The 25,405-nt window shown below is 55.2% G+C and carries 23 protein-coding genes, 1 tRNA gene and 1 other RNA gene; 11 read left to right on the top strand and 14 right to left on the bottom strand.

Features of this window, described 5'->3' with window-relative positions:
* Positions 1–86: 86 nt before the first annotated feature.
* The gene (gene glnA / locus AURMO_RS03615; RefSeq protein WP_110233200.1) at positions 87–1,511 is read left to right on the top strand and encodes a type I glutamate--ammonia ligase; all 1,425 of its coding nucleotides are present in this window, start codon (positions 87–89) and stop codon (positions 1,509–1,511) included.
* 72 nt (positions 1,512–1,583) lie between these two features.
* Here glnA and AURMO_RS03610 read toward each other — a convergent pair whose 3' ends face one another.
* Both AURMO_RS03610 and AURMO_RS03605 read right to left on the bottom strand, forming a co-directional pair.
* The gene (locus AURMO_RS03610; protein ID WP_110233199.1) at positions 1,584–4,550 is read right to left on the bottom strand and encodes a bifunctional [glutamine synthetase] adenylyltransferase/[glutamine synthetase]-adenylyl-L-tyrosine phosphorylase; all 2,967 of its coding nucleotides are present in this window, start codon (positions 4,548–4,550) and stop codon (positions 1,584–1,586) included.
* Between the two features lie 18 nt (positions 4,551–4,568).
* Positions 4,569–5,906 (bottom strand): glutamine synthetase family protein, encoded by a 1,338-nt coding sequence (locus AURMO_RS03605; RefSeq protein ID WP_110233198.1) that lies wholly within the window; start codon positions 5,904–5,906, stop codon positions 4,569–4,571.
* A gap of 35 nt (positions 5,907–5,941) precedes the next feature.
* Between AURMO_RS03605 and AURMO_RS03600 the strand changes: the two genes are divergently transcribed.
* On the top strand, positions 5,942–7,681 hold the full coding sequence (locus AURMO_RS03600) for an NAD+ synthase (protein ID WP_110233197.1): 1,740 nt from the start codon (positions 5,942–5,944) through the stop codon (positions 7,679–7,681).
* Between the two features lie 9 nt (positions 7,682–7,690).
* Positions 7,691–8,530 carry a 3-methyl-2-oxobutanoate hydroxymethyltransferase gene (panB, locus tag AURMO_RS03595; protein ID WP_110233196.1) on the top strand — a complete coding sequence of 280 codons (840 nt, stop codon included), beginning with the start codon at positions 7,691–7,693 and terminating at the stop codon, positions 8,528–8,530.
* Here panB and AURMO_RS03590 read toward each other — a convergent pair.
* Together AURMO_RS03590 and AURMO_RS03585 are read right to left on the bottom strand one after the other, a co-directional pair.
* Positions 8,527–9,519, bottom strand: a complete 993-nt coding sequence (locus AURMO_RS03590) for an IS481 family transposase (RefSeq protein WP_110233195.1) — start codon at positions 9,517–9,519, stop codon at positions 8,527–8,529. The genes panB and AURMO_RS03590 overlap by 4 nt on opposite strands.
* 126 nt (positions 9,520–9,645) lie before the next feature.
* A complete protein-coding gene (locus tag AURMO_RS03585) occupies positions 9,646–9,840 on the bottom strand; it encodes an SPOR domain-containing protein (RefSeq protein ID WP_110233194.1) in 195 nt (64 codons plus the stop codon).
* 12 nt (positions 9,841–9,852) lie between these two features.
* Here AURMO_RS03585 and map point away from each other — a divergent pair, with 12 nt between their 5' ends.
* Both map and ppgK read left to right on the top strand, forming a co-directional pair.
* A complete protein-coding gene (map, locus tag AURMO_RS03580) occupies positions 9,853–10,719 on the top strand; it encodes a type I methionyl aminopeptidase (RefSeq protein ID WP_110233193.1) in 867 nt (288 codons plus the stop codon).
* A gap of 23 nt (positions 10,720–10,742) precedes the next feature.
* Positions 10,743–11,492: a polyphosphate--glucose phosphotransferase gene (gene ppgK / locus AURMO_RS03575; RefSeq protein WP_110233192.1), complete on the top strand. Its 750-nt coding sequence runs from the start codon at positions 10,743–10,745 to the stop codon at positions 11,490–11,492.
* Position 11,493: 1 nt separating this feature from the next.
* Here ppgK and rnpB read toward each other — a convergent pair.
* The 7 genes from rnpB to AURMO_RS03540 form a co-directional block, all read right to left on the bottom strand.
* Positions 11,494–11,854: RNase P RNA component class A (gene rnpB / locus AURMO_RS03570), an RNA gene on the bottom strand.
* Between the two features lie 35 nt (positions 11,855–11,889).
* On the bottom strand, positions 11,890–12,312 hold the full coding sequence (locus tag AURMO_RS03565; protein WP_110233191.1) for a reverse transcriptase-like protein: 423 nt from the start codon (positions 12,310–12,312) through the stop codon (positions 11,890–11,892).
* Positions 12,312–13,046: a zinc ribbon domain-containing protein gene (locus tag AURMO_RS03560; RefSeq protein ID WP_110233190.1), complete on the bottom strand. Its 735-nt coding sequence runs from the start codon at positions 13,044–13,046 to the stop codon at positions 12,312–12,314. Before AURMO_RS03560 ends, AURMO_RS03565 begins: the two co-directional genes overlap by 1 nt.
* A 39-nt stretch (positions 13,047–13,085) precedes the next feature.
* Positions 13,086–13,904, bottom strand: a complete 819-nt coding sequence (locus AURMO_RS03555; RefSeq protein WP_110233189.1) for a Nif3-like dinuclear metal center hexameric protein — start codon at positions 13,902–13,904, stop codon at positions 13,086–13,088.
* A gap of 6 nt (positions 13,905–13,910) precedes the next feature.
* The gene (locus AURMO_RS03550; RefSeq protein WP_110233188.1) at positions 13,911–14,744 is read right to left on the bottom strand and encodes a hypothetical protein; all 834 of its coding nucleotides are present in this window, start codon (positions 14,742–14,744) and stop codon (positions 13,911–13,913) included.
* 145 nt (positions 14,745–14,889) lie between these two features.
* A tRNA-Val gene (locus tag AURMO_RS03545) sits at positions 14,890–14,962 on the bottom strand.
* A 14-nt stretch (positions 14,963–14,976) separates the two neighbouring features.
* Entirely contained in the window at positions 14,977–15,435 is a 459-nt protein-coding gene (locus AURMO_RS03540) for a peroxiredoxin (protein WP_110233187.1), read from the bottom strand.
* 194 nt (positions 15,436–15,629) lie between these two features.
* Between AURMO_RS03540 and aceE the strand changes: the two genes are divergently transcribed.
* The 6 genes from aceE (at position 15,630) to AURMO_RS03510 (ending at position 23,275) form a co-directional block, all read left to right on the top strand.
* Positions 15,630–18,356, top strand: coding sequence for a pyruvate dehydrogenase (acetyl-transferring), homodimeric type (gene aceE / locus AURMO_RS03535; RefSeq protein WP_110233186.1), 2,727 nt, complete (start codon positions 15,630–15,632; stop codon positions 18,354–18,356).
* 9 nt (positions 18,357–18,365) lie between these two features.
* Positions 18,366–19,574, top strand: a complete 1,209-nt coding sequence (locus AURMO_RS03530) for a PucR family transcriptional regulator (protein WP_110233185.1) — start codon at positions 18,366–18,368, stop codon at positions 19,572–19,574.
* Positions 19,575–19,683: 109 nt separating this feature from the next.
* The gene (locus AURMO_RS03525; RefSeq protein WP_110233184.1) at positions 19,684–20,604 is read left to right on the top strand and encodes an ACP S-malonyltransferase; all 921 of its coding nucleotides are present in this window, start codon (positions 19,684–19,686) and stop codon (positions 20,602–20,604) included.
* A gap of 23 nt (positions 20,605–20,627) precedes the next feature.
* Complete coding sequence (locus AURMO_RS03520; protein WP_110233183.1) at positions 20,628–21,638, top strand: beta-ketoacyl-ACP synthase III; 1,011 nt, start codon at positions 20,628–20,630, stop codon at positions 21,636–21,638.
* Between the two features lie 61 nt (positions 21,639–21,699).
* Positions 21,700–21,945, top strand: a complete 246-nt coding sequence (locus AURMO_RS03515; RefSeq protein WP_110233182.1) for an acyl carrier protein — start codon at positions 21,700–21,702, stop codon at positions 21,943–21,945.
* 91 nt (positions 21,946–22,036) lie between these two features.
* Positions 22,037–23,275 carry a beta-ketoacyl-[acyl-carrier-protein] synthase family protein gene (locus AURMO_RS03510; protein WP_110233181.1) on the top strand — a complete coding sequence of 413 codons (1,239 nt, stop codon included), beginning with the start codon at positions 22,037–22,039 and terminating at the stop codon, positions 23,273–23,275.
* 53 nt (positions 23,276–23,328) lie between these two features.
* On the opposite strand, the gene AURMO_RS03505 is transcribed toward AURMO_RS03510, so the two are convergent.
* The 3 genes from AURMO_RS03505 to AURMO_RS03495 all read right to left on the bottom strand — a co-directional run bounded on the left by AURMO_RS03505 (position 23,329) and on the right by AURMO_RS03495 (position 25,267).
* Positions 23,329–24,192, bottom strand: a complete 864-nt coding sequence (locus AURMO_RS03505) for an IS3 family transposase (RefSeq protein ID WP_162532641.1) — start codon at positions 24,190–24,192, stop codon at positions 23,329–23,331.
* On the bottom strand, positions 24,189–24,662 hold the full coding sequence (locus tag AURMO_RS03500; RefSeq protein WP_110232849.1) for a helix-turn-helix domain-containing protein: 474 nt from the start codon (positions 24,660–24,662) through the stop codon (positions 24,189–24,191). The genes AURMO_RS03505 and AURMO_RS03500 overlap by 4 nt, the downstream gene beginning before the upstream one ends.
* A gap of 104 nt (positions 24,663–24,766) precedes the next feature.
* Positions 24,767–25,267, bottom strand: a complete 501-nt coding sequence (locus AURMO_RS03495) for a DUF3145 domain-containing protein (protein ID WP_110233180.1) — start codon at positions 25,265–25,267, stop codon at positions 24,767–24,769.
* Positions 25,268–25,405 lie beyond the last annotated feature (138 nt).

The raw sequence follows: 25,405 nt of genomic DNA, 5'->3' as shown, positions 1-25,405 counted from the left end.
AGCTACGCAACGCAAGACTCGTACATTGGTTCCAAGGTTGCACTCACGTAACCGCTTTATTCCATCTAATTTGGAGCTATCTAAGCATGTTCAAAGATTCCTCTGAGGTTCTGAAGTTCATCAAGGACACTGACGTAAAGTTCCTTGACATCCGCTTCACCGACCTTCCCGGTGTTCAGCAGCACTTCAATATCCCCGCCTCGACTGTTGACGAAGAATTCTTCACTGTCGGCCAGATGTTCGATGGTTCGTCGATCCGTGGCTTCGCCTCGATCCACGAGTCGGACATGCAGCTCATCCCAGACCCCACCACTTGCTACATCGACGAGTTCCGCACCGAGCGCACTCTCGTTATGCTCTTCGACATCTACAACCCACGTACCGGTGAGATCTACCACCGTGACCCCCGTCAGGTTGCTAAGAAGGCTGAGAAGTACCTTGCTTCGACCGGTATCGCTGACACCGCTTTCTTCGCTCCTGAAGCAGAGTTCTTCATCTTCGATGACGTACGTTACGAAGTAAACCAGCAGACCTCCTTCTACAAGATTGACTCTTCTGAAGCTCCCTGGAACTCCGGCAAGAAGATCGAAGGCGGAAACCTCGGAAACACCACCCCCTACAAGGGCGGTTACTTCCCCGTCTCCCCCGTTGACCAGCACGCTGATCTCCGCGATGACATCTGCCTCAAGCTCATCAACGCAGGCCTCATCCTCGAGCGCAGCCACCACGAGGTTGGTACCGCAGGTCAGGGTGAAATCAACTACCGCTTCGACACCATGGTCAAGGCTGCAGATGACATCCTGAAGTTCAAGTACATCGTCAAGAACACCGCTAACGAGTGGGGCAAGACCGCAACCTTCATGCCAAAGCCTCTCTTCGGTGACAACGGTTCGGGTATGCACACCCACCAGTCGCTGTGGAACGACGGCAAGCCCCTGTTCTACGACGAGAACGGCTACGGCGGTCTCTCTGACGTTGCACGTTGGTACATCGGTGGTCTGCTCAAGCACGCAGGTGCTGTGCTCGCATTCACCAACCCAACCGTGAACTCTTACCACCGCCTGGTTCCTGGTTACGAAGCTCCCGTAAACCTCGTTTACTCTGCTGGTAACCGTTCCGCTGCGATCCGCATCCCCTTGACCGGTAACAACCCCAAGGCAAAGCGCATCGAGTTCCGTGCACCTGATGCTTCTGGTAACCCTTACCTCGCATTCGCTGCACAGATGATGGCTGGTCTCGACGGAATCAAGAACCGTATCGAGCCTCACGAGCCCGTGGACAAGGACCTCTACGAACTGCCACCCGAGGAAGCAAAGAACATTCCTCAGGTTCCTGAGTCGCTGGAGCACGCTCTCCAGGCTCTCGAAGCAGACCACGAATTCCTCCTGCAGGGCAACGTGTTCACCAAGGACCTCATTGAGACCTGGATTTCGTACAAGCGCGACAACGAAATCAAGCCTCTCTCGTTGCGTCCTCACCCCTTCGAGTTCGAGCTCTACTACGGCGTCTAATCGCTCTAGAGGACACTCACAAGAAAGCCACTGCCGCAAGGCAGTGGCTTTCTTCGTTAACTCAACAGTGAGCTAGAAATCAAAGAACACGCGTTCGACGACCTGTCGGGCACGGCGCGTAATCGAAAGGTAATCCTCTTCTAAGCGTGATGCAGAACCGGGTGGGTAATTCAGAAGTCGAGCAATGCCCTCAAGATCACGGGTGTCCTGAGGAAGCACGTCGGTTGCTTTGTCTGCCCAAATCGTGATTCCGGAACGCACACGTGAAGCAAAGATCCACGCATCAATTAGTTTTTGTGCATCTACTTCAGCAATAAGTCCCGCCTCAACAGCTGCACGAAGTGCTTTCACGGACGAGGTTGTGTGAAGCGAGGGATACTTGTGGGCGTATTGCAGTTGCAACAGCTGCACCGTCCACTCCACATCACTGAGCGAGCCGCGGCCTAACTTCACGTGCCGTGCAGGATCAGCTCCTTGAGGAAGACGTTCTGCTTCAACACGTGCCTTGATCCGGCGGATCTCTCGCACATCTTCCACGCTGATGCCCTCGGGATATCGAACTCTATCGATGAGCGTCATCATGTCTTTCTGAAGCTTTTCAGGGCCCAACACAGCACGAGCACGGAGGAGTGCTTGTGCTTCCCACATCAACGACCACCTGGCGTAATAGGCGGCGTAGGAGTCCAGTGAACGGGCGATAGCACCGTTCTTGCCCTCAGGACGGAGGTCGGTGTCAATGTCGAAGGGAAGGCGAGGATCTTCCACAAGTTCCTTGATACGCAAGACAATGCGTTCTGCACGCTTTTGGGCCTGTTCACCTGAACACTCTGCTGTGGGGCGGTAGACGTAAATCACATCTGCATCGCTGTCGAAACCGAGTTCTTGACCGCCATAACGCCCCATCGCAATCACGGCGAACTCTGGGTTATGTTCTGCTTCTCGCAGAGCAATTCCTAAATAACCGTTGAGTGCTGCTGTGGTGACATCGCTTAAGCCCTGGCTGATCTGGTCAATGGTGACCACTCCAAGGATTCCGCCGATTGCAAGGCGCAGAACCTCACGTCGACGCATGGAGCGAACAGCCTTACGTGCTGCGTCATCATCTTCGTGGTGACGCGCAAGGATTGCTAACACCTCTGCCTCTAAAACTTCTTGCGGGGTAGGGGCAAGCTCCTCATCTCCGTCGAACCACGCCGCAGATTCGGGGATGAGCTCCATCAGGTCAGAGACGTATCGCGAACCACTCAACACCTGTGTCAAGCGCTTGGCAGCACCTGCAGAGTCACGTAACATCCTCAAGAACCAGTGCGACTCCCCCAGCTGTTCACTGAGCAAACGGAAGGTGAGCAGACCATGGTCAGGGTTGGCGCCCTCAGAAAGCCATTGCAACATCACCGGTAGGAGCGCACGTTGAATCGCAGCACGGCGAGAGACACCGTTCGTGAGTGCAGCAATGTGCTTGAGAGAGCCTTGTGGGTCACGGAAACCAATTGCTGCGAGGCGTGCTTCAGCCTGGTCATTGGTCAGCTGGTGAGTTTCTTCAGGCAGCTTGGCTACTGCCGCCAATAGCGGCCTATAGAACAGGCGCTCATGCAACTCACGAACGTCGAGTTTGGTTTGCTGCCACTGAGACACCACTTCTTCCGCGGTGTGCCACAGGCCCGTGGCGCGGGCAAGAACGCGCTGCCCTTCCTCGTCACGGGGCATCAGGTGAGTCCTGGAAAGATCCCGCAATTGCATGCGGTGTTCCAGTAAACGCAGGAAGCGATAGTTGTCAGCGAATGACTGTGCTTCGTCACGGCCGACATATCCGGCTTCAGACAGGCGGGTTAGAGATTCCAGTGTGCCCTTGGTGTGAACACTGTCATCGACGAGACCATGCACGAGCTGTAGCAACTGAACAGTGAATTCGATGTCTCGCAGACCACCAGGGCCTAGCTTGATTTGATACTCAACATCATCACCGGGGATGTTTTCGGTGACGCGTTCGCGCATGCGCTGAACCTGTTCCACAAAGTTGGAACGGCTCGCACTTGACCACACCTTGGGAGCAACCGAGGCAACATACTGCTCACCCAGTTCTTTGCTTCCAGCAAGTGGTCGCGCCTTGAGCAGAGCCTGAAACTCCCAATCTTTTGCCCAGCGGTCGTAATAGGCCAGGTGCGAGTCAAGGGTACGCACCAGCGCACCATCTTTACCCTCAGGACGCAGATTGGCATCGACTTCCCAGAGTCCTGGCTCTTTGGACACTTCAAAAATAGCTCGGGCGGTGTGCTGAGCAAGACGCGTGGCGATAGTCAGCGCCTTATCGGTGGGCAACTTCTCTTCATCTAGAGATGCGCCGACATAGATTACATCCACGTCACTGAGATAGTTCAGCTCCCTCGCACCGCACTTACCCATACCGATGATGGCGAGATCAACCAGGGCAACGTCATCAGTGGAGAAATTCTCTGCCACCTCGGTTCGAGCAATAGCGAGGCCTGCCTCCAATGCACCGCCGGCAATATCGGACAGAGAGCCAGTTACCCACTCAATCTGGTGGAGAGGATCCTCATGCCCGAGGTCCCAGATCGCAATCTTGAGCAAGAGCTCACGGTAGTGAATACGCAACGCATCACGTGCCGCATCCCCACCGCTCTTCGCAAAACCCTTTGCTGCTCCCACACTTTTAAGCAATGTGGCACGCATCTTTTCTTGATCACCAGGCAGACCTGGTTCATCGTGGAAGAAAGCCAGTGTGTGGGGATGACGTTCAATGAACTCTGCAAGCCCCTTGGAGCCACCCAGAATGCTCAAAAGCCGGGTAGTTGCCCCTTCGTCACCGAGAAGTTTCTTCACCGCTTTAAGGGCAGTATCAGACTGACTCAGTCGCAATAACCAGCTAATTGCTCGATCTGGATCGGCACTGTTGTGGATGGAACGCAGAATGAGCTCAGCATCACCACCGGTGAGTTCACAAACCTTTTCTAGTTGAACGAGAGCTTCACTAAGGTCGGTGAAACCGGCCTTAGCGAGCTGAGTGCGCGATAGTGCCACGAGAGTTGGGGGTTAGAACTAGAGCGTCTCGAGGTTAGAGCGTAGCTCGAAGTTCGTGACCTGGTTGCGGTAGTCAGCCCATTCCTGACGCTTGTTGCGAAGGACGTAGTCAAAGACCTTGGAACCGAGGGTCTCGGCAACCAACTCAGACTCTTCCATCAACGTGATTGCGTTGTTGAGACTGGAGGGAAGTGGCTTGTAACCAAGGGCCTTGCGCTCGGTGTCAGTGAGCTCCCAGGCGTTCTCTTCTGCTTCTGCAGGAAGATCCATGCCCTCTTCAATACCCTTCAGACCAGCTGCAAGCAGGACTGAGTAGGCAAGGTAAGGGTTCGCAGCAGAGTCAATGGCGCGGTATTCGATACGAGCGCTCTGACCCTTCCCTGGCTTGTAGACAGGAACGCGAACAAGAGCCGAGCGGTTGTTGTGACCCCAGTTAGCAAATGCTGGAGCCTCACCACCACCCCAGAGACGCTTGTAGGAGTTGACGTACTGGTTTGTAATCGCCGTGATTTCTGGGGCAAAGTGCAAGAGACCAGCAATGAACTGACGGCCAACCTTGGAGAGCTGGTGCTTGGCACCGGCCTCGTAGAACGCATTGTTGTCACCCTCGAAGAGTGACATGTGCGTGTGCATACCCGAACCCGGGTGCTGCGCGAAAGGCTTAGGCATGAAGGTGGCGTATACGCCCTGCTCCATCGCAACTTCCTTGATCACGGTGCGGAAAGTCATGATGTTATCCGCGGTAGTCAACGCGTCTGCGTAGCGCAGGTCGATTTCGTTCTGACCGGGGCCAGCTTCGTGGTGGCTGAATTCAACCGAGATTCCGATGTCTTCGAGCATGCGCACCGAACGACGACGGAAGTCGTGTGCAGTTCCACCAGGAACGTTGTCAAAATAACCAGCAGTGTCGATGGGCTGTGCGCCACCGTTAGCCCAGTCACTGTCCTTGAGGAGGTAGAACTCAATCTCAGGGTGAGTGTAGAAAGTGAAGCCACGCTCTGCGGCCTTAGCCAGTGTGCGCTTGAGAACGTTACGGGGGTCAGAAACAGCTGGCTGACCGTCAGGAGTGTTGATGTCACAGAACATGCGAGCGGTGGGGTCTACCTCACCGCGCCAGGGCAGGATCTGGAAGGTGCTGGGGTCTGGGTGAGCCAGAACATCGGCTTCGTAGGCACGAGTCAAACCTTCAATGGCAGAACCATCGATACCGACACCTTCAGCGAAAGCACCTTCGACCTCGGCAGGTGCCACAGCAACTGATTTCAAGGTACCAACAACGTCGGTGAACCAGAGGCGAACAAACTTTACGCCGCGCTCTTCAATCGTGCGCAGCACGAAGTCCTGTTGCTTGTCCATGAGAACCCTTTCCTATCGCTACTAGGCTACTTGTTATGCCGATTCTTCGCTTGGCTCTTGCCCAGACAAACCCACGATTAGGGGATTTTTCTCGCAATGTTTTACAGATTGTTAACACAGCTGTAGAGGCATTCGGCAAGGGTGCTGATCTAGTCGCATTTGGCGAGATGTCTTTGACGGGGTATCCCATTGAAGACCTTGCGACTCGACCTGATTTCTTGCGCGAAACACGCACTCATCTCGAAGACATCGCAACACAGATTGCCGCCTCTGGCGCAGGCTCCATCCCGGTTATTGTGGGGTTCCCTCACGGGCCACTTGATGATCACCACGCCAATAGCGGCTCCCCCTCAGCCATTGCCTACAACTCAGCTGCGGTGCTCCAAGACGGCCGCATTATTGGCATCTATAACAAACACCACCTGCCCAACTACTCCGTCTTCGATGAGTACCGCATCTTCCGCGCCGGTTCCGATGCTCTTGTTCTTCACGTAGCAGGAGCCGACGTTGCCCTCGCTATTTGCGAAGACATCTGGCGCGAGGGTGGCCCAGTTGCCGCAATTGCAGAGGTTAAGCCCAGTCTGTTGCTCATACTCAACGGTTCGCCGTTCGAACGTGAAAAAGACGAGGTGCGTTTGCCCCTCGTTCAGCGCCGAGCTGAGCAGGTCAATGCTCCCGCGGTCTATCTCAACCTTGTCGGTGGACAAGACGACCTGGTTTTCGATGGTGGCAGCTTTGTCACGAATGCCTCGGGCAAAGTGTTGGCACGTGCTCACCAGTTTGTGGAACAAACCTTGCTGGTCGACATTGATGTCAAAGACTCAACCACCAACGGCTCCCAAGTCGGTCCCGGCGTCGTAGTTGTTGAAGCAGGCGCGGGCAACCCTCAGCGTTCAACACGAGCAAAGGTCACAGCTGAGATTGCTCCACAGCTGGACATCAATGAACAAATCTGGGACGCACTGGTTCTCGGCATGCGTGACTATGTCGAAAAGAACGGCTTTAGGTCAGTCATTCTGGGCCTTTCTGGCGGTATCGATTCGGCCGTGTGTGCCGCACTTGCCGTGGATGCCATTGGCCCCGATCGAGTTTTCGGTGTATCGATGCCGAGCAACTATTCCAGTGATCATTCCCGCTCGGACGCCGATGACTTGGCTGAACGATTGGGTATCGATATTCGTACCGAGGCAATTGCACCCCTGGTTGACCCCGTTGAAACCCAACTTCATCTGGATGGTGTGGCGGCAGAGAACCTTCAGGCTCGTATTCGCGGAATCATTTTGATGGGCTTGAGCAATGCCGAGGGGCACCTTGTCCTCACCACCGGCAACAAAACCGAGATTGCCGTTGGCTACAGCACCATCTATGGCGACAGCGTGGGCGGCTTTGCTCCTATTCGTGATGTTCCCAAAACACTGGTGTGGGAATTGGCGAAGTGGCGCAATGAGCACGCTCGCACGAAGGGCCTGACTCCCCCCATTCCAGAGAACTCCATTACCAAGCCACCGTCAGCTGAACTTCGCCCGGGCCAGGTTGATCAGGACACCCTGCCGGAATATGACGTTCTGGATGCCATTCTCGATGCTTACATCACCGAGCGGGTGGGCAGGGATGTCATCATTTCGCGTGGATTTGGTGCAGAGATGGTGGACCGAGTCATTTCTCTCGTTGACCGCGCAGAGTGGAAGCGTCGCCAAGGCGCGATTGGTCCCAAGATTTCTGAGATGGCGTTCGGTCGCGACCGACGACTGCCGGTCACTTTTACCCGTAACTAGACTGGTTCCATGAGCGTTCACCCTGATCCCACCTCTGATGCTGTCACCAAGCGTGTCCGCACGCGCCACTTTGCTCAGGCAAAGGCCAACGGCATCAAGATCACGGGGTTGACCAGTTATGACACCCTGACTGCTCAGATCTTTGACGAAGCAGGAATCGACTTCCTGCTTGTGGGCGACTCAGCCGGTAATACTGTTCTCGGTTACGACTCCACGCTTCCCGTCACCGTGGATGAACTCATCCCTTTGACCCGTGCTGTGGCGTTATCCGCAAAGCGTGCACTTGTCATCGCAGATATGCCGTTTGGTTCTTATGAAGAGGGCGCAGAGCACGCTCTGCGCACCGCCATGCGCTTCATGAAGGAAACACACGCTCACGCCGTCAAGCTAGAAGGTGGTGTTCGCAGCGCAGACCAGATTCGTCGCATCGTGGAATCAGGTATCCCAGTGATGGGTCACGTGGGCTTTACTCCCCAAAGCGAGCACGGCCTCGGTGGTCACATGATTCAGGGTCGCGGCGAAGCTGCCGATGCAGTTCTGGCCGATGCCAAGGCGGTTGAAGCCGCCGGCGCTTTCGCCGTTGTGCTCGAAATGATTCCGGCAGAACTTGCTGCGCGCATCACTGCAGAGCTCACGATCCCCACAATTAGCGTGGGTGCAGGCGCAGAAACAGATGGCCAGCTCTTGGTCTGGACCGACTTTGCCGGCATGAACACCGGTCGCGTTCCCAAGTTCGTCAAGCAGTATGCAAACCTCGGCGCAATCCTCAGCGATGCCGCCAAGGCATTCAAAGCAGATGTGGAATCAGGAACCTATCCAGGTCCTGAACACAGCTACGAAGATAACTAACTGTACTGCCCAGGGACGTTAGTTAAGCGGCTCATGGGTGGCCGGTTTCCGATCGCAGTGTGGGGCCTATGGTGATTGTATTCGTGCAACCATCCTGGCAACGCGTTGTTTCTAGCTGAATCAGTGTTGTAGAACTTCCCAAAGGCCCAACCATCGGCCAAGGTGCGGTGGAAGCGTTCAATTTTGCCGTTCGTCTGTGGCCTGTAGGGCCTTGTCCTTTTCGGTTTGATGCCAAGTTCGTTGCACGCATCTCTCCACAAATGAGACACGTAGGCAGGTCCATTGTCGGAAAGAACTCGCTCAACAGTGACTCCTCTTGCAGCAAACCACGACACTGCGCGGCGTAAAACGCCGACAGCAGTGTCTGCAGTTTCATTGGCATGAACCTCGGCATAGGCAATGCGGGAATGATCATCGATAACAGTGTGGACGAATGTTATCCCTGCAACACGTCCACGTTTATTGTTCTTTGGCCGCCCTGCAGTGGCGCGAATATTGAGGTTTCCTTGCTGACGCCCGACGTATCGACTACCGCCACCATCTGGAATCTTGCCGAGTTTTTTCACATCAACATGAATCATCGCTCCAGGGGTCGCATGTTCATAACGGCGGATAACTTCCCCCGTTCGAACATCAACGTGATGAAGTTTGTTCAGACGGCATCGAACTAGAACGGCATGAACAGTTGAAGCTGAGAGGCCCAGTTTCCCGCCGATAGCCACTGGTCCAAGGCGTTTCTTCCACCGCAAATGCACAATCTTGCGAACGAGTTGTTGATCGGTTTTATTCGGGCTTCGATGTGGCCGGGAAGAACGATCATCCATCCCGGCAACACCCATAGCCGCATATCTTTGAGCCCAACGATTAGCTGTTGGCCACGAAACATTGAACATGTGGGCAGCCGCAACGACTGTCCAACCTTCATCAACTATGAGGCGCGCGATGCGAAGACGATGACGAGGAGTTAAAGCGGCATTAGCGTGGGACATGAGTACCTCCGGGTGGTGTTGTGAATGCCTTTGACAGCTCCACTCCACTCCCGGAGGTACTCACTCACGTTTAACGACTACAGCGAGTCGTCACATTTACTCAACCAACCTGCCTGGGCAGTACAACTAGTTACCTTCACGCTCCGCACGCTCTTCAGCTTCCCAACGGTCGCTGTTTTCACGCAGCTTCTCCATGGCGTGCTCTGCTTCGTGGGCAGTTTCAAAAGGTCCTACGCGCTCGGTTGAGGGCGAGAGGAAACCCTTTTCCACCGACTTGGTGTGCAGGTTGTACCAGAACATTTCACTTGGCTTGTCAGACATAAACTTAACCTTATGCCTAGAGATGCCGCAGGGGTTTTGATTCCCGGAGTTTTGAGCCCACAGCGTGCTGTTCCCAACTCGATCGTGCGCCCTCCCTATGTGGGCAAAGCCACCCCACCAGCACATGTTGGCGGAGATATTTACGATGCTGAGTCGATTGAAAAGATTCGTCGTGCTGGAAGAATTTCTTCCCAAGCACTCGACCTGATCGGGACTCTCCTCAAGCCAGGAATGACCACGGATGAGATTGACCGTATTGGCCATGAATTTGTTCTCGACCACGGCGCCTATCCTTCAACCCTGGGATACCGCGGCTACCCCAAGTCGCTGTGCACGAGCCTCAATGAAGTCATTTGCCACGGAATTCCAGATGACACCGTTCTGCAGGAAGGGGACCTGGTCAACGTCGACATCACAAGCTATCTCGACGGCGTCCACGGCGATACAAACCGCACCTTCATTGTCGGCGAAGGAACTCAGGAAGTGCGTGACCTGGTCGAGCGCACAGAAGAGGCACTTCGTCGAGGCATCAAGGCAGTTGCTCCGGGGCGTGAAGTCAACGTCATTGGTCGCACCATCGAGTCCTATGCCAAGCGATTCGGTTATGGCGTGGTGCGAGACTTCACCGGTCACGGCGTGGGAACGAGCTTTCACTCAGGCTTGATCATCCCCCACTATGACTCTGCTCCCCTTTACAACGACGTGATGGAAGTGGGCATGGTATTCACCATCGAGCCCATGTTGACCCTCGGCACGCACGAATGGGACATCTGGGCAGATGACTGGACTGTCACCACCAAGGACAAGTCCTGGACCGCACAGTTTGAACACACCCTTGTCGTTACCGAAACCGGTGCCGATATCCTGACACTCTCTTAACTCAACGACTTTCGAAGGTTTTCATGCGCGCAACAGCTATTGGTATCGACATTGGTGGAACTGGCATTAAGGGTGGACTGGTTGATGTCCTCTCCGGCGAGCTCATTGGTGAGCGGATCCGCGTTGCCACACCAGAAGGTGGCGAACCTGAAGACATTGCCCGTGTAGTCAAAGAGGTCATCGAACAACTCGATGCACCTGCAGATGTCCCTGTGGGTATCTGCTTCCCCAGCTCCATCCGTCACGGCGTGACGATGCTTGCAGCCAATATTTCCCAGCGCTGGATTGGTTTCGAAGCTGAGAAGTTCTTCGAGAAGGAACTTGGTCGCAACATTCACTTCGTTAATGACGCTGATGCTGCAGGCTATGCCGAAGTAATCTATGGCGCAGCTAAGGATCAAAAAGGCCTGGTCATCATGACCACCCTGGGCACTGGCATTGGCGCCGCCATGATCTATGACGGCGTTCTTATTCCCAACGCCGAGCTCGGTCACCTTGAGATTGATGGCTTCGATGCTGAAAAGCGCGCCTCAGGCGTTGTGCGCGAGCGTGAAGGCTTGAGCTACCCCGAGTGGGCCAAACGCCTCCAGCGCTACTACAGCCACGTTGAGATGCTCTTCTCCCCTGAGCTCTTCATTGTTGGTGGCGGTGTCTCTAAGAGCCACGAGAAGTTCTTGCCTCTGTTGGAGCTACGCACCCCCATCGTTCCTGCGAAGCTCTTCAACAAGGCGGGCATCATGGGTGCCGCACGCCTGGCGTTCGATTTGGAGTAATTGAATGGGCCGGCTATTACGCCGGGTTCTGTCCGCTTTCGCGTGACGGCCATCTATCTCGGAATTACGTTGCCGCAATTCTCTAGCGGTCTACCCGAGAACTCAGCGAGTAGCTTCACCGTTCTCTGTCTGACCTTGCTCCGGGCGAGGTTTACCTAGCCAATCTGGTTACCCAGACTGCTGGTGGTCTCTTACACCACCGTTTCATCCTTACCGCCGGCGAACCGGAGGCGGTTTACTTTCTGTTGCACTGTTCTCGCGGGTTACCCCGGGTGGGTGTTACCCACCGCCCTACTCTGTGGAGCCCGGACGTTCCTCGGTACTGGAGTAAACCCCAGTAACGCGACCGCCTTGCCGACCCATTCTTGATAAGTCTAGAGCGGGGAGAGAGATGAGACTAAGCGTCGAAGGATTCGCGTAAGTCCATGGACTTGTTGGCGGCCGCATCTGCAAGAGCATTCTGCAAACGGGGAACCCATTCATATGTCACCGCACGGTTGCCAATAACGTCTTTAGCTTTGGCAGCAAGAACAGCCATATCCGGGTGCTTAATCTTCCACCGACCTGACATCTGCTCAACCACGAGCTTAGAATCCATCCGCACATGCACAAGAGCACCTGGGTCAATGTCATACGCCTTGATCAATCCAGCGAGTAGGCCGTTGTATTCAGCGACGTTGTTGGTGGCAATACCGACATAGACACCCACAGAGGCCAGCACCTGCTGTGTTTCACCATCAATCACAACGGCACCACCTGCAGCAATGCCGGGGTTGCCACGAGAACCGCCATCGGCCTCAATGATGAGCTGACGGGGCATTAGAGTCCAGATTCGTTCGTGCGAACGAGGATGCAGGAGCTGTCAGGGCAGATCACGACGTCATCGGGAGCAGCTGCACGAACAGCATCCAGATCGGTCGAGGTGAGTTCCACGCCACTACCACCGGTGACACGACGTGTGAGCAATGCTGCTCCGATGCCGTAGCGTGCGCGCTGACGCTCGTAGAGTTCAACGAGGTCTGCAGGCAAGCTGGCGGCAAGTTCAGTTCGGGCAGCAGTCTCTGCAGCTAGTTCTGCATCAATTTCTGCCTCACGTGTTGAGACGGCCTGAGCTAGTGCAGCACGACGAGCTTCAACAGCGTCACGCTCGACCAGCACATCTGCCACGGCAACCTCTGCATCTTCGATGCTTTGCATCACGACGAGTTCGATGTCTTCGAGGTTGCTCTTGCGCGTTGCCAGTGAGGCAAGCTCAGCTTCAAGAGCTTGCAGGTCCTTCGCGGAAGCAGCTCCTGCCTCACGCTCCTTGTCCTTGGCAATGCGCTCATCGACAACGCGCACGTCATCTTCAATTCGAGCGAGCTCAATCTTGGCGTCTTCAAGAACGCCTTGGGCAGCGATGAGGGACTGAGAAAACTCGCGCAATGAAGCAGTGACTTCTGCCAGTTCTGCTTGCTCGGCAATGTTCTTGCGCGCATGGTTCAACTGAGTGATGTGGTTATCACGTTCTTGCAGGGTGAGCAGAGCGAGCTGATCCTCGGGGCGTGCTTTCACGTCACTTCTCTCGTTGAATTATGTGTGGAACTGTTGTCTCTACTGTACGACGAGGAAGTCCCATGGATCTGTTCGCAGGTCCGAAACTTCCACATCAATGTCAGGGAATTGCTTCTGCAGCTGGGCAGCAGCAGTGTCGAGCCATAACCACTCTGAAGCCCAGTGAGACACATCAATAAGTGCAGGGCCACCCGAGATGAGTGCTTGTTCACGGGCTTCTTGCGCCGGGTGGTGACGCAGATCTGAGGTGATGTAGACATCGGCACCCCGCACAGCGTCAGTGGCCAGCAGTGAATCTCCTGCTCCACCACAGAGTGCAACGCGAGAAATTGCCGCAGTGAATTCTCCAGATACTTTCACACCACCTGCGGTGTTTGGAAGTAAATCTGCAAGTGCTCTGGCGAGTGCTCCCAGGGTCGTCACCTCTGGAAGATTTCCCACGCGGCCAATACCTGTTCCGGGAACAACACCGGGCTCAATAGGGGCAGTATCAATGAGCCCCAGAGACTGGGCAATGACGTCTGAGACACCGTTTTCAACTACATCAGCATTGGTGTGGGCGGCAAGTAGTGCCACGTTCCCACGAATGAGCTGGGCAATCAGGTTGCCTTTGTAAAGCTCTTCATTGACGCTGGTCACGCCACGCATCAACAACGGGTGGTGAGTTATGAGGAGATCTGCCTCAACTTCAACAGCTTGCTCCACCGTCTCAGCAACAGCATCAACAGCGAGCAGGATGCGCTTCACGGGGCTCTCGAGGGAACCTGAAACGAGACCTGGGGCATCCCAGCTTTCGGCACCAGAAAGTGGCCACAGTGTGTGGGCATACTCAACAACATCGCGAAGATTAGTCACGATTCGAGCCTAGTCGTCTGACTTAACTCCGAAAACGAGCTCATCAAAGGTTGGACGCGGTGCAAAAGAGTTGATGTGGTTGATGGGATTAGTTGAGCGGAATACAGGAGCCTCAAACTCCTCAACGACAACTTCGTCGACAACAACGGCTTCAACCGCTACTTCTTCCTCAGTGTTGTCCTCAAGAACAACCTCATCAACGATGATGTCCTCTTCAATAACGACAGGTTCTGGGGTGTAGCTCATCGAGGCGGCAAAGACTGGCGCGGCAATGGGTGCACTTGCCGCGGCTTCACCAAACATCAGAGGAATGGGATCAGCACCAGCGGTTGCAGAAATGGTGGTTGCCACAATCTCGCCATCAATGCTGATTTCGGAAAGAATGCGCTCGGCAATGACGTGCGCATCTTCGATGACTTCTTCCACCACTGTTTCTTCAACAACGATGTGGTTGTCAATAATCGCAGCTTCGGTGATGGTCTCTTCTACGACAATCTGCTCGTCAATCACAGCAACCTCCACAACATCCTCCTGGATGTAGGTGATGGGTTGAGTGTGCTCGAGGGAGCTTTCGTCAACAGAAGGAATGAAGACAACTTCTTCTTCCACCTGAACAACAGGAATATCAGTGGTGTCTTCGAGAAGCGCACCAAAAAGCTCGTCAATGCCCAGTTCTTCTTCAACCTCGGCAGCTACTACTGGCTCAACATGAACAGCAGAGACAGTGGGCTGCGGAGCAGTAATCGGCGCGGAAGAACGCATGGCCCGCATCTGCTCTTCGAGCAAACGAGCGAGCTCTTCATCAGAGTGAGGCTGGAATGTTGATTCTGAATTATCAGTCATAGTTCACGCCTCCTTGAGTTTGAGTAGGGGAAATCCCCTGAAGAGCACCCTACTTGAACACCAAACGTTAACCCAAAAGTTCACGGCAGAGTGTCGTCAACAATAAGAAAGAGCGCCGCATTTCTGCGACGCTCTTTCACACGAGTGGGCCCTACCGGGCTCGAACCGATGACATCCACGGTGTAAACGTGGCGCTCTACCAACTGAGCTAAAGGCCCGTGCTCGAAATATATTACAGGTTTTCTACGAGCTCTTTGTACGAGGCGAAGTCACGGGCCTGTCCAGGCTCGGTGACGAACTGTCCAGCGAGGTTGCCGTCCTTGTCGATCACGAAGGTGCCGCGGTTCGCAAAGCCCTTGTCTTCAAGGAAAACGCCGTACTTGGACGCGACCTCACCGTGGGGCCACATGTCAGACAGGAGTGAGAAATCGTAGTTTTCTTTTTCTGCAAAAACACGAAGAGTGGGGCTGGAGTCCACAGAGATAGCAAGCAGTTCAACACCATTGGTCTTGAAAACGGAGATGTTGTCACGCAGCTCGCACAGCTCGCCCGTGCAGATGCCCGTGAACGCGAGTGGGTAGAAGACGAGAACGACAGGTTTCACCCCACGGAACTGTGACAGGGAAACTTCTTCACCGAACTGATTCTTCAACGTGAAATCAGGGGCTGGTGCACCGATAGTGAGGCTCATGTGAGCTTCTCCTTGCTTTGTGGGATGACGACAGAACAATCTTAGATGTGTTGATGGTTTACATATCCATCAATAATTACTCCTAGCCCTCAGCTCGTCTGTAGAGTGTTACCTAGTGTCCACGCTGTAACCCAGTTGGATCTTCCCTCCCCCAGCATGTACAGGCACGATCTGCCTGTGAGAAAGAGGTTGTTGTGACGGTTAACGACCAGGATCCCTACTCGGTCAGTAACTACGACGCCGATCCGCAAGAGACAGCGGAATGGAACGAATCACTTGATGGCGTCGTTGCGTCACAGGGTCACGAACGCGGTCGAGACATCATGCTCTCCCTCCTTCGTCGCTCAAAGGAACTGCACCTGGGTGTGCCCATGGTTCCCACAACCGACTACCTCAACACCATCGCTCCAGAGAACGAGCCCGCATTCCCCGGCGACGAAGAAACCGAACGTCGCTACCGTGCCTGGATTCGCTGGAACGCTGCAATGCTCGTGCACCGCGCACAGCGCCCCGGCATTGGTGTCGGTGGCCACATCTCTTCCTACGCTTCTTCCTCATCGCTGTATGAAGTCGGTTTCAACCACTTCTTCCGCGGTCAGGACCACCCCGGTGGTGGCGACCAGATCTTCGTGCAGGGTCACGCCTCTCCCGGTGTGTATGCCCGCGCATTCCTTGAGGGACGTCTGAACGAAAGCCAGCTTGATGGCTTCCGTCAGGAGAAGTCTCACGCCGGTGGCGGACTCTCGTCCTACCCACACCCCCGCCTGATGCCTGACTTCTGGCAGTTCCCCACCGTGTCGATGGGTCTAGGTCCCATCAACGCGATCTATCAGGCACAGCTCAACCGCTACCTCACCAACCGTGGCATCAAGGATGCATCTGATCAGCAGGTCTGGGCATTCCTCGGTGACGGTGAAATGGATGAAGTCGAATCGCGTGGTCAGCTCCAGGTAGCTGCCAACGAAGGTCTCGACAACCTCAACTTCGTGATCAACTGCAACCTGCAGCGTCTTGACGGCCCTGTGCGCGGTAACGGAAAGATCATCCAGGAGCTCGAGAGCTTCTTCCGTGGTGCTGGCTGGAACGTCATCAAGGTCATCTGGGGTCGTGAATGGGATTCACTTCTCGCCAACGACCACGACGGCGCTCTCCGCACACTCATGAACGTCACCCCCGATGGTGACTTCCAGACATACAAGACCGAAGATGGCGCATTCGTGCGTGAAAACTTCTTTGCTCGTGACCCACGTGCGCTCAAGCTCGTCGAGCACATGAGCGATGACGATGTCTGGAAGCTCAAGCGCGGTGGCCACGACTACAACAAGGTTTACGCCGCGTTCAAGGCAGCCTCTGAGCACAAGGGTCAGCCCACTGTCATCTTGGCTCACACCATCAAGGGTTACGGTCTCGGCAAGCACTTCGAAGGCCGCAACGCAACCCACCAGATGAAGAAGATGAAGCTTGATGACCTCAAGCTCATGCGTGACTTCCTCAAGATCCCCATCACCGATGCGGTTCTGGAAGAAAACCCCTACATGCCTCCGTACTACAAGCCAGAGGACAACGATCCTCGCCTGCAGTACATGCATGAACGTCGTCGTGAACTCGGCGGATACGTCCCTGAGCGTCGCTCGAAGTACACCGAGATTGCTCTTCCCGAAAAGAAGACCTACGACATCGCCGCCAAGGGTTCTGGCGTGCAAGAAGTTGCCACCACCATGGGCTTCGTGCGTCTGCTCAAGGACCTCATCCGCGATAAGGAATTTGGTCCCCGCCTCGTGCCCATCATCCCCGATGAGGCTCGCACCTTCGGTATGGACACCTTCTTCCCCAATGCGAAGATTTACAACCCCAACGGTCAGCACTACATGTCCGTGGACCGCGATCTTCTCCTGGCTTACAAAGAAGACCCCACTGGAACCATCATTCACGTGGGCATCAATGAGGCAGGTGCACTGGCTGCATTCACCGCCGTGGGTAGCTCCTACTCCACCCAGGGTGAAATCCTCATTCCGATCTACGTCTTCTACTCGATGTTCGGATTCCAGCGCACTGGTGACGCCCTGTGGCTCGCCGGTGACCAGATGGTCCGCGGTTTCGTCATCGGTGCAACCGCTGGTCGCACCACACTGACCGGTGAAGGTCTGCAGCACGCTGACGGCCACTCGCCTATCCTCGCTGCAACTAACCCTGCAGTGGTGACCTATGACCCTGCCTACACCTACGAAATCGGACACATCATGCGTGATGGTCTGCAGCGTATGTATGGCGGAACTCACCCAGACCCCAACGTGATGTACTACATCACCGTCTATAACGAGCCCATTCAGCAGCCTGCTGAGCCAGAAAACCTCGATGTTGACGGCGTCCTGCGCGGTATCTACAAGCTCCAAGAAAACGACATGCCTGGCGTCAAGTCTCAGATATTGGCTTCTGGTGTTGCTGTTCCATGGGCACTCGAGGCTCAGAAGCTACTTGCCGAAGACTGGGGCGTTTCTGCCGATGTCTGGTCTGTCACCTCATGGGGTGAACTGCGTCGCGACGGTATTGCAGCAGACCACTTCAACATGATGAACCCTGAGGCACCTGCACAGGTTCCCTACGTCACCGAGAAGCTCTCTGGTGCTGAGGGTCCATTCGTTGCCGTGACCGACTACAACCACATGGTTCCTGACCTGATTCGTCCTTACATCCCAGGTGACTATGCCACCTTGGGTGCTGACGGATTCGGTTTCAGTGACACTCGTGCAGCAGCTCGTCGCTTCTTCACCATCGACGGTCCTTCCGTTGTGGTGCGCACGCTCGAGCAGCTGGCAAAGCAGGGCAAGGTTGATCGTGGACTGGTTCGCCAGGCCATCGAGAAGTACCGCCTCTACGACGTCACTGCAGGAACCACCGGATCTGCCGGCGGCGAAAGCTAACCTACGCGGATGGCCGCTGAACGAACCAAGGCGGAAACGCTTGCCTGGTTGCGCACCATTTCTGGTGAGCTCTCCACGCTGACCGTCAAACGCCTTGAGGACACACTCCCCTGGTATCGCGATATGCCCCCTGGGCGTCGCTCTGCCGTGGGCTTGGTAGCTCAGGCAGGTATAACCTCGTTCATTGCCTGGTTCGACGACCCAAAAACCACCCCGTGGATTGCCTCCGATGTGTTCGGCGGTGCTCCTCGTGAACTGCTACGTTCGGTCACTCTGCAACAAACCCTGCAGCTCATTCGTTGCACAGTTGAAGTAGTGGAAGAGCGCATCAAGGGTCACGGTGAAGAACTCCGCGAAGCAATCCTGTTGTATTCGCGTGAAATCGCCTTTGCTGCTGCAGATGTATATGCCCGTGCTGCTGAAGCCCGTGGCCTGTGGGATGCACGACTCGAAGCACTCGTAGTCGACAGTATTCTCTCCGGCGAATATGACGACGAACTTCCCAGCCGCATTGCCGCATTGGGCTGGCAGGGCCGCGGTGAAGTCTGCGTTGTCGTAGGTCGCGCACCTCGCCAACTTGAGGTGGATCGCCTGCGTCGCACCGCCCGTCACCTGCACGCTGACATCTTGATCGGAGTGCAAGGAAACCGCCTTGTTGTCGTGATTGGTCGCGCTGAGCCTCTCGAAGACGAGGTAGAGAACTCCACCATGAGCTTCATGGAAATTACCAAGAGGATCGAAGAAGACTTTGGTGAAGGCCACCTGGTTGTGGGTCCAGAGGTTCCTTCTCTCGTGGATGCTGTGACCAGTGCACGTGCTGCGCTTGCTGGATATTCGGTAGCAAGTGCATGGCGTGGTGCGACGCGCCCCATCGCAGCAGACGATCTTCTTCCTGAGCGCGCTCTTGCCGGTGATCCACTTGCCAGGGCTACCCTCATTGAGCGCATCTATGTGCCCTTGAGTGACCAGTCTTCTGAACTACTCACCACACTGCAGAGCTATCTTGATAACGGTCGAAGCCTGGAAGCTACTGCTCGTGACCTCTTCGTTCACCCCAACACTGTGCGCTACCGCCTCAAGCGAGTCACCGATGTCATCGGTTGGGATGCCACTGGTCCCCGCGAAGCAATGATTTTGCAGTGTGCTCTGATTCTGGGTTCCATCAAGGAACCCATCAAGAAGGCACGCAAACCACTTCGCCCCGTGGTTGCCGAATAAGGATTTCCCGCAAAAACATGCGGAAAATGTAGAGACTCCACAACGTTTCTCGCGATAGTGTGTCGATGAGTGCACAGCACTCACAGTCAACGATTGGAAGACTTAACCCGTGATTGTTGTCGTCTGCCCTGGACAGGGCTCGCAGACCCCTGGATTCCTCGAACCTTGGATTGCTGATCCCGGTTCGAAAGCACTCCTCGAAACTCTTTCTGCCGCAGCAGACGTTGACCTGGTCAAGCACGGCACGGTGAGCGATGCGGACACCATCCGCGACACCGCCATAGCCCAACCACTCATCGTGGCTGCCGGCATTCTGACTCTGGATGCACTGGCCGAAACTGATCACCTCTCTAAGACTTCCGGAATTGCTGGCCACTCGGTTGGTGAATTCACCGCTGCCGCTGGCGCTGGTGTTCTGGATGCCACTGACGCTGTGCGTCTTGTGGGCATTCGTGGGCGCGCGATGGCTGATGCCGCTGCACTGGTTCCCACCGGCATGAGTGCGGTCATCGGTGGCGAAGAATCCGACATCATTGCCAAGCTCGATGAACTTGGCCTCTTCCCCGCTAACTACAACGGCGGCGGACAGCTTGTCGTTGCAGGTGAACTTCCTGCTCTGACCAAACTCGCTGAAGAACCACCAGCTGGTACTCGAGTTATTCCTTTGCAGGTTGCCGGCGCATTCCACACCAGCTACATGTTGGATGCTGTGGAGACTCTGCGTGAAGCAGCTGAGACGGTCAACACGGTAGACCCCATCAAGACTCTCTGGACTAACAAGGACGGCTCAATCGTCACCAAGGGTCAAGAATTCCGCGATCTTCTCGTTGGACAGGTTTCTTCACCTGTGCGCTGGGATAAGTGCATGGAAAGCTTTGCTGCTGCGGGCGTCACCGGCATCATCGAGTTGGCACCAGCTGGCGCACTTGTTGGTTTGGCCAAGCGGGGCCTCAAGGGCATTCCTACCGTTGCCGTCAAGACTCCAGAGGATCTCGATGCAGCCCGCGAACTGATTGACTCTGTCGCCTAAGCGGCCGGACGAGAAAGAACATCATGACTCACGTGAATCTGAAGCAGTCCGAGGGCGCCAAGTACTCTCGCATCTACGCCATGGGGGCTGCTCGTGGCGACCTCACCGTCACCAACGACGACATTGCCGGTCCTATCGAGTCCAGTGATGAGTGGATTCGCCAGCGCACCGGTGTGATTACTCGTAAGCGTGCCTCCAAGAACATCACCGCCGCAGACCTGGCTACCGAAGCAGCCAAGGAAGCCATTGCCAAGGCAGGAATCAAGCCTGAAGAGATTGATGTTGTTCTGATTTCTACCATCAGCAACAGCGTTCAGACTCCGTCAATGGCAGCACTCGTTGCTGACCGAGTGGGTGCAAACCCAGCAGCCGCGTATGACATCTCAGCAGCCTGCGCTGGTTACACCTACGGCATTGCCCAGGCAGACTCATTCGTTCGTTCCGGGCTGGCAAAGTATGTGCTCGTGATTGGTGCCGAAAAGCTCAGTGAAATCATTGAGCCCACGGATCGCACCATCAGCTTCTTGCTCGGTGACGGCGCCGGCGCTGCCGTCGTTGGACCCAGCGACTTCCCCGGTATCTCGAAGAGCGTGTGGGGCTCAGACGGCTCCAAGTGGGATGCCGTCGGCATGAACCACACCATGATTGAATACCGCGACGGACACGGCGAAGTGGCTTGGCCCACCCTGCGCCAAGAAGGACAGACTGTCTTCCGCTGGGCTGTGTGGGAGATGGCCAAGGTCGCTCAGAAGGCGCTTGAAGAAGCCGGTATCACCAGTGATCAGCTCGCAGCGTTCATTCCCCACCAGGCAAACATGCGCATCATTGACGAATTCGCTAAGCAGCTCAAACTCCCCGAATCCGTCGTCATTGCTAAGGACATCGAGACCACCGGAAACACCTCCGCTGCCTCCATCCCTCTCGCAACCCACAGACTGCTCGAAGAACACCCCGAGCTCAGCGGTGGCCTCGCCCTCGAAATCGGCTTTGGTGCCGGTCTCGTCTATGGCGCTCAGGTCGTCGTCCTTCCCTAGAAAAGCCTCTTTTGGCCGGTAAACTAAACCAGTCAAACGAACCCCCAACAAGGAGATAACAATGGCACTGTCCACCGAAGAAGTACTTGCAGGTCTGGCTGAGCTCGTAAACGACGAAACCGGCATTGCAACCGACACGGTACAGCTGGACAAGTCTTTCACTGACGACCTCGACATTGACTCGATCTCGATGATGACCATCGTCGTGAACGCAGAAGAGAAGTTCGACGTAAAGATCCCCGACGAGGAAGTAAAGAACCTCAAGACCGTCGGCGACGCAGTTAACTTCATCGTTTCTGCATCCTAAGGATTTCGTAGGTAAGGGCCGGTAACACTCGTTCCGGCCCTTGCTTACAATCCCCCAGCTTTCCCTCCACCCCACCAGAAAGATTCCACTCATGAGCAAGAAGATTGTCGTCACCGGTATCGGTACCACGTCTCCTCTCGCAGGAAATGCCCCCGAGACATGGGCAGCACTTCTTGCTGGCAAATCAGGTGCCCGCGCACTTGAGCAAGAGTGGGTTGAGAAGTGGGAAATCCCCATCAAGTTTGCTGCTCAGGCAGCGGTTCCTGCTGAAGAGATCCTCGAGCGTGTTGAAACCAAGCGTCTTGACCCTTCCTCGCAGTTCGCTCTCATTGCCGGCCGTGAAGCATGGGCAGATGCAGGCAGCCCCGAGGTTGACCCCGGTCGCCTCGCAGTTGACTGGTCCACCGGTATCGGTGGGGTCTGGACTCTCCTCGACGCATGGGACACCCTGCGTGAAAAGGGCCCCCGTCGCGTTCTGCCCATGACCGTACCTATGCTCATGCCTAACGGCCCCGGAGCTGCTATCGGCATGGATCTGCACGCTCGTGCAGGTGTGCGCACTGTGGTTTCTGCTTGTGCTTCCAGCACCGAGGCAATTGCTAACGCCTATGAGCACCTTCAGGCTGGTTTGGCTGATGTCATCATCGCTGGTGGTTCTGAAGCAGCTATCCACCCACTCCCCATTGCCTCGTTCGCTGCAATGCAGGCACTTTCTAAGCGCAATGATGACCCACAAGCCGCATCTCGCCCCTATGACGTGAACCGTGACGGTTTCGTCCTCGGTGAAGGTGCTGCTGCTCTGGTTCTCGAAACCGAAGAACACGCACTTGCTCGTGGCGCAAAGATTTATGCAGAGGTTGCTGGCGGCGCTGTCACCTCTGACGCGTACCACATCACAGCTCCAGACCCAGAAGGTTCTGCTGCAGCACGTGCAATGCTGCAGGCTATTGAGCAGGCTGGCGCGAAGATCGAAGACGTCGTCCACATCAACGCTCACGCTACCTCCACTCCTGTGGGAGACATCGCAGAATACAACGCTCTGCGTCGCGTATTCGGTGACCACCTGGACAACATCGCCGTGTCGGCAACCAAGGCTTCCACCGGTCACCTCTTGGGTGGTGCAGGTGCCATCGAGGCCATGTTCACTGTCCTGGCTCTTCACAACCGTCTTGCTCCCCCCACCATCAACCTTGACGATCAGGACCCTGAGATCAAGCTTGATGTTGTCACCAGCCCACGTGAGCTTCCTGCCGGCGACATCCTCGCCATCAGCAACTCCTTCGGCTTCGGTGGTCACAACGCCGTGGTTGCGTTCCGCAGCTACAACTAAGCCACACACGAACTAAGCCCCTGCACTTGAACTGAACCCCTTAAGTGGGAGTTCTAATTGGGAGTCGTTTCTAAGTTTGCAAGGGACTGTGTCCGGTAGTCAACCGGGCTCAGTCCCTTTAACTTTTCTTGGATGCGTTCGTGGTTGAACCAGTGAATGTATTTCTCTAGTTCTCGCTTGAACTGGGGCATGCTGGTGAAGGTGTGTTGACGTAGGAATTCTTCTTTGAAGTGTCCAAAGAAGTTCTCTGCAACTGCGTTGTCGAGACAGTTGCCTTTGCGTGACATTGATTGGGTAATCCCTCGTTGTTTCAACGCGAGTTGATAGCCAGCATGACGGTAATGCCATCCCTGATCTGAATGCATCACCAACCCAGTGCCTGGCTTGAGCTGCGTGAAGGCTTTCTCCAACATTCCTGTGACTAAACCCATCACCGGTGATGGTGCTAGTTCATAGGAGATCACTTCACGGTTGAATAAATCAATCACCGGTGAGAGATATTGCTTCTGCCCCAGGACATAAAACTCAGTAACGTCCGTGACCCATTTCTTCGACGGCTGCGTGGCGTCAAAGTTTCTCGCCAACACGTTTGGCGCTGCCTTGCCAATCTCGCCCCGGTAGGACTTGTATCTCTTCCGTCGTCGAACTTGGCATGTGCGGCCTTCTTGACGCATCAACTTCAACACCGTCTTCCCACTGAGCCGGAGACCATGCTTGGTGGCAAGAACGGCGCGAATGCGCCGATAACCATAAGAACGATAAGAACCATCAAAGACCTCACGAAGTAGCGGTCGAAGCTGCTCATAACGGTCGTGTGGAGTTTTGGAGCGGTGGCGATAGTAGGTGGAGACAGATAACCCCACCGCCTTCAAAACAGCCCGTGTGGGGTATTTGTGCTCCAGCTCAGTGACGATCAAAGACCGGAAAGCCGTCGATCTTCCTCCTGGGCTAGAGCTACCCATTTTTTTAGAATCTCGTTCTCCATTCGAAGAAACGCAAGTTCTTCTTCAGGCGTCATCGGCCCATCACCACGAGCTTTGCGTCCCGCAGTTTTCGACAAACCCTCAGGTCCCTCGTTGCGATAAAGAACAACCCATTTATCGAACACGGCGCGAGTTGAGATATCGAACTCGACAAGAACATCCTGCTTCGGCGTTCCAGAGAGGAACTTCTCAACAGCTGCAATTTTCAACTGAGGCGAATACTTTTTATTGCCCATAACAGCTGAGTCTAAAAGACGACCCTGCATATATTGGTCGTGCCAATTACGCACAGATTCCCGCTTGAGACCGAGTTGTGTAGCAATGGCATGAAAACCAAAACCCGCATCAAAAAGTCTTGCGACTTCGATGCGGGTTTCGAGTGAATGTTTGACCCTGAGATCCATGAACTTTCTTCCCTTTCAAGTAGAGACTCTTAATTACGAGTCCCACTTTTGGGGTTCAGTTCAACTGCAGGGGCTTTCTTCGTTAACAGAGCTTCAAGCGAGAACTACCCCACCTGGTGCAGCCAGCGCACAGGTGCCATATCTGAGGCATAACGGAAGACATCGAGTTCCGTGTCCCACTCTTCGCCCAAAGAGCGCGAGATGCCCGTGCGTAGAAGATCAGCATCATTACCGGCAAAGTCCAACACGGCACGAAGCCTGTTTTCGGTAATAACCATGTTCCCAGCAGCATCCACGGGCGAATGAAAGAGCCCCAGGCTTGGGGTGTGGCACCAGCGACCACCATCAATACCAGGTGCGGCATCTTCGGTGATCTCGAAGCGCAAGTGCTCCCAGCCCAATAACTCGGATGCAATAGCACTTCCAGAGCCCACAGGGCCCTGCCAGACGTATTCTGAACGCTGAGCGCCGCTCAGGATGGGCTGAGGACTCCAGGAAAGCGTGATGCCCTTACCGAGGACACGACTAATAGCCCACTCAACATGTGGGCTCAACGCGCGAGGCGAGGAGTGGATATAAACCACTCCGGTCGACACTGCAGTCATCTCTTCATCCTTTTCTTTGTGGTGCGTCTTCCCCTACGACCACATGGATGCGAGCTGTTCTCGTGCGTATTGTGTTGTGAGACTAGTGTGACACAGCCCAGACCCGCATAACAACAGGGGTTTATCCCCTCACAGCGA

This window comes from Aurantimicrobium photophilum (genome assembly GCF_003194085.1).
Taxonomy (GTDB): Bacteria; Actinomycetota; Actinomycetes; order Actinomycetales; family Microbacteriaceae; genus Aurantimicrobium; species Aurantimicrobium photophilum.
This window is presented reverse-complemented; position numbering and strand designations above follow the sequence as displayed.

What these genes read in the sequence shown, in the direction of transcription:
- glnA (WP_110233200.1), top strand. Translation starts at nt 87, where the DNA reads ATGTTCAAAGATTCCTCTGAGGTTCTGAAGTTCATCAAGGACACTGAC.
- AURMO_RS03605 (WP_110233198.1), bottom strand. Translation starts at nt 5,906, where the DNA reads ATGGACAAGCAACAGGACTTCGTGCTGCGCACGATTGAAGAGCGCGGC.
- AURMO_RS03600 (WP_110233197.1), top strand. Translation starts at nt 5,942, where the DNA reads ATGCCGATTCTTCGCTTGGCTCTTGCCCAGACAAACCCACGATTAGGG.
- panB (WP_110233196.1), top strand. Translation starts at nt 7,691, where the DNA reads ATGAGCGTTCACCCTGATCCCACCTCTGATGCTGTCACCAAGCGTGTC.
- AURMO_RS03590 (WP_110233195.1), bottom strand. Translation starts at nt 9,519, where the DNA reads ATGTCCCACGCTAATGCCGCTTTAACTCCTCGTCATCGTCTTCGCATC.
- AURMO_RS03585 (WP_110233194.1), bottom strand. Translation starts at nt 9,840, where the DNA reads ATGTCTGACAAGCCAAGTGAAATGTTCTGGTACAACCTGCACACCAAG.
- map (WP_110233193.1), top strand. Translation starts at nt 9,853, where the DNA reads ATGCCTAGAGATGCCGCAGGGGTTTTGATTCCCGGAGTTTTGAGCCCA.
- ppgK (WP_110233192.1), top strand. Translation starts at nt 10,743, where the DNA reads ATGCGCGCAACAGCTATTGGTATCGACATTGGTGGAACTGGCATTAAG.
- AURMO_RS03565 (WP_110233191.1), bottom strand. Translation starts at nt 12,312, where the DNA reads ATGCCCCGTCAGCTCATCATTGAGGCCGATGGCGGTTCTCGTGGCAAC.
- AURMO_RS03550 (WP_110233188.1), bottom strand. Translation starts at nt 14,744, where the DNA reads ATGACTGATAATTCAGAATCAACATTCCAGCCTCACTCTGATGAAGAG.
- AURMO_RS03540 (WP_110233187.1), bottom strand. Translation starts at nt 15,435, where the DNA reads ATGAGCCTCACTATCGGTGCACCAGCCCCTGATTTCACGTTGAAGAAT.
- AURMO_RS03530 (WP_110233185.1), top strand. Translation starts at nt 18,366, where the DNA reads ATGGCCGCTGAACGAACCAAGGCGGAAACGCTTGCCTGGTTGCGCACC.
- AURMO_RS03520 (WP_110233183.1), top strand. Translation starts at nt 20,628, where the DNA reads ATGACTCACGTGAATCTGAAGCAGTCCGAGGGCGCCAAGTACTCTCGC.
- AURMO_RS03515 (WP_110233182.1), top strand. Translation starts at nt 21,700, where the DNA reads ATGGCACTGTCCACCGAAGAAGTACTTGCAGGTCTGGCTGAGCTCGTA.
- AURMO_RS03510 (WP_110233181.1), top strand. Translation starts at nt 22,037, where the DNA reads ATGAGCAAGAAGATTGTCGTCACCGGTATCGGTACCACGTCTCCTCTC.
- AURMO_RS03500 (WP_110232849.1), bottom strand. Translation starts at nt 24,662, where the DNA reads ATGGATCTCAGGGTCAAACATTCACTCGAAACCCGCATCGAAGTCGCA.
- AURMO_RS03495 (WP_110233180.1), bottom strand. Translation starts at nt 25,267, where the DNA reads ATGACTGCAGTGTCGACCGGAGTGGTTTATATCCACTCCTCGCCTCGC.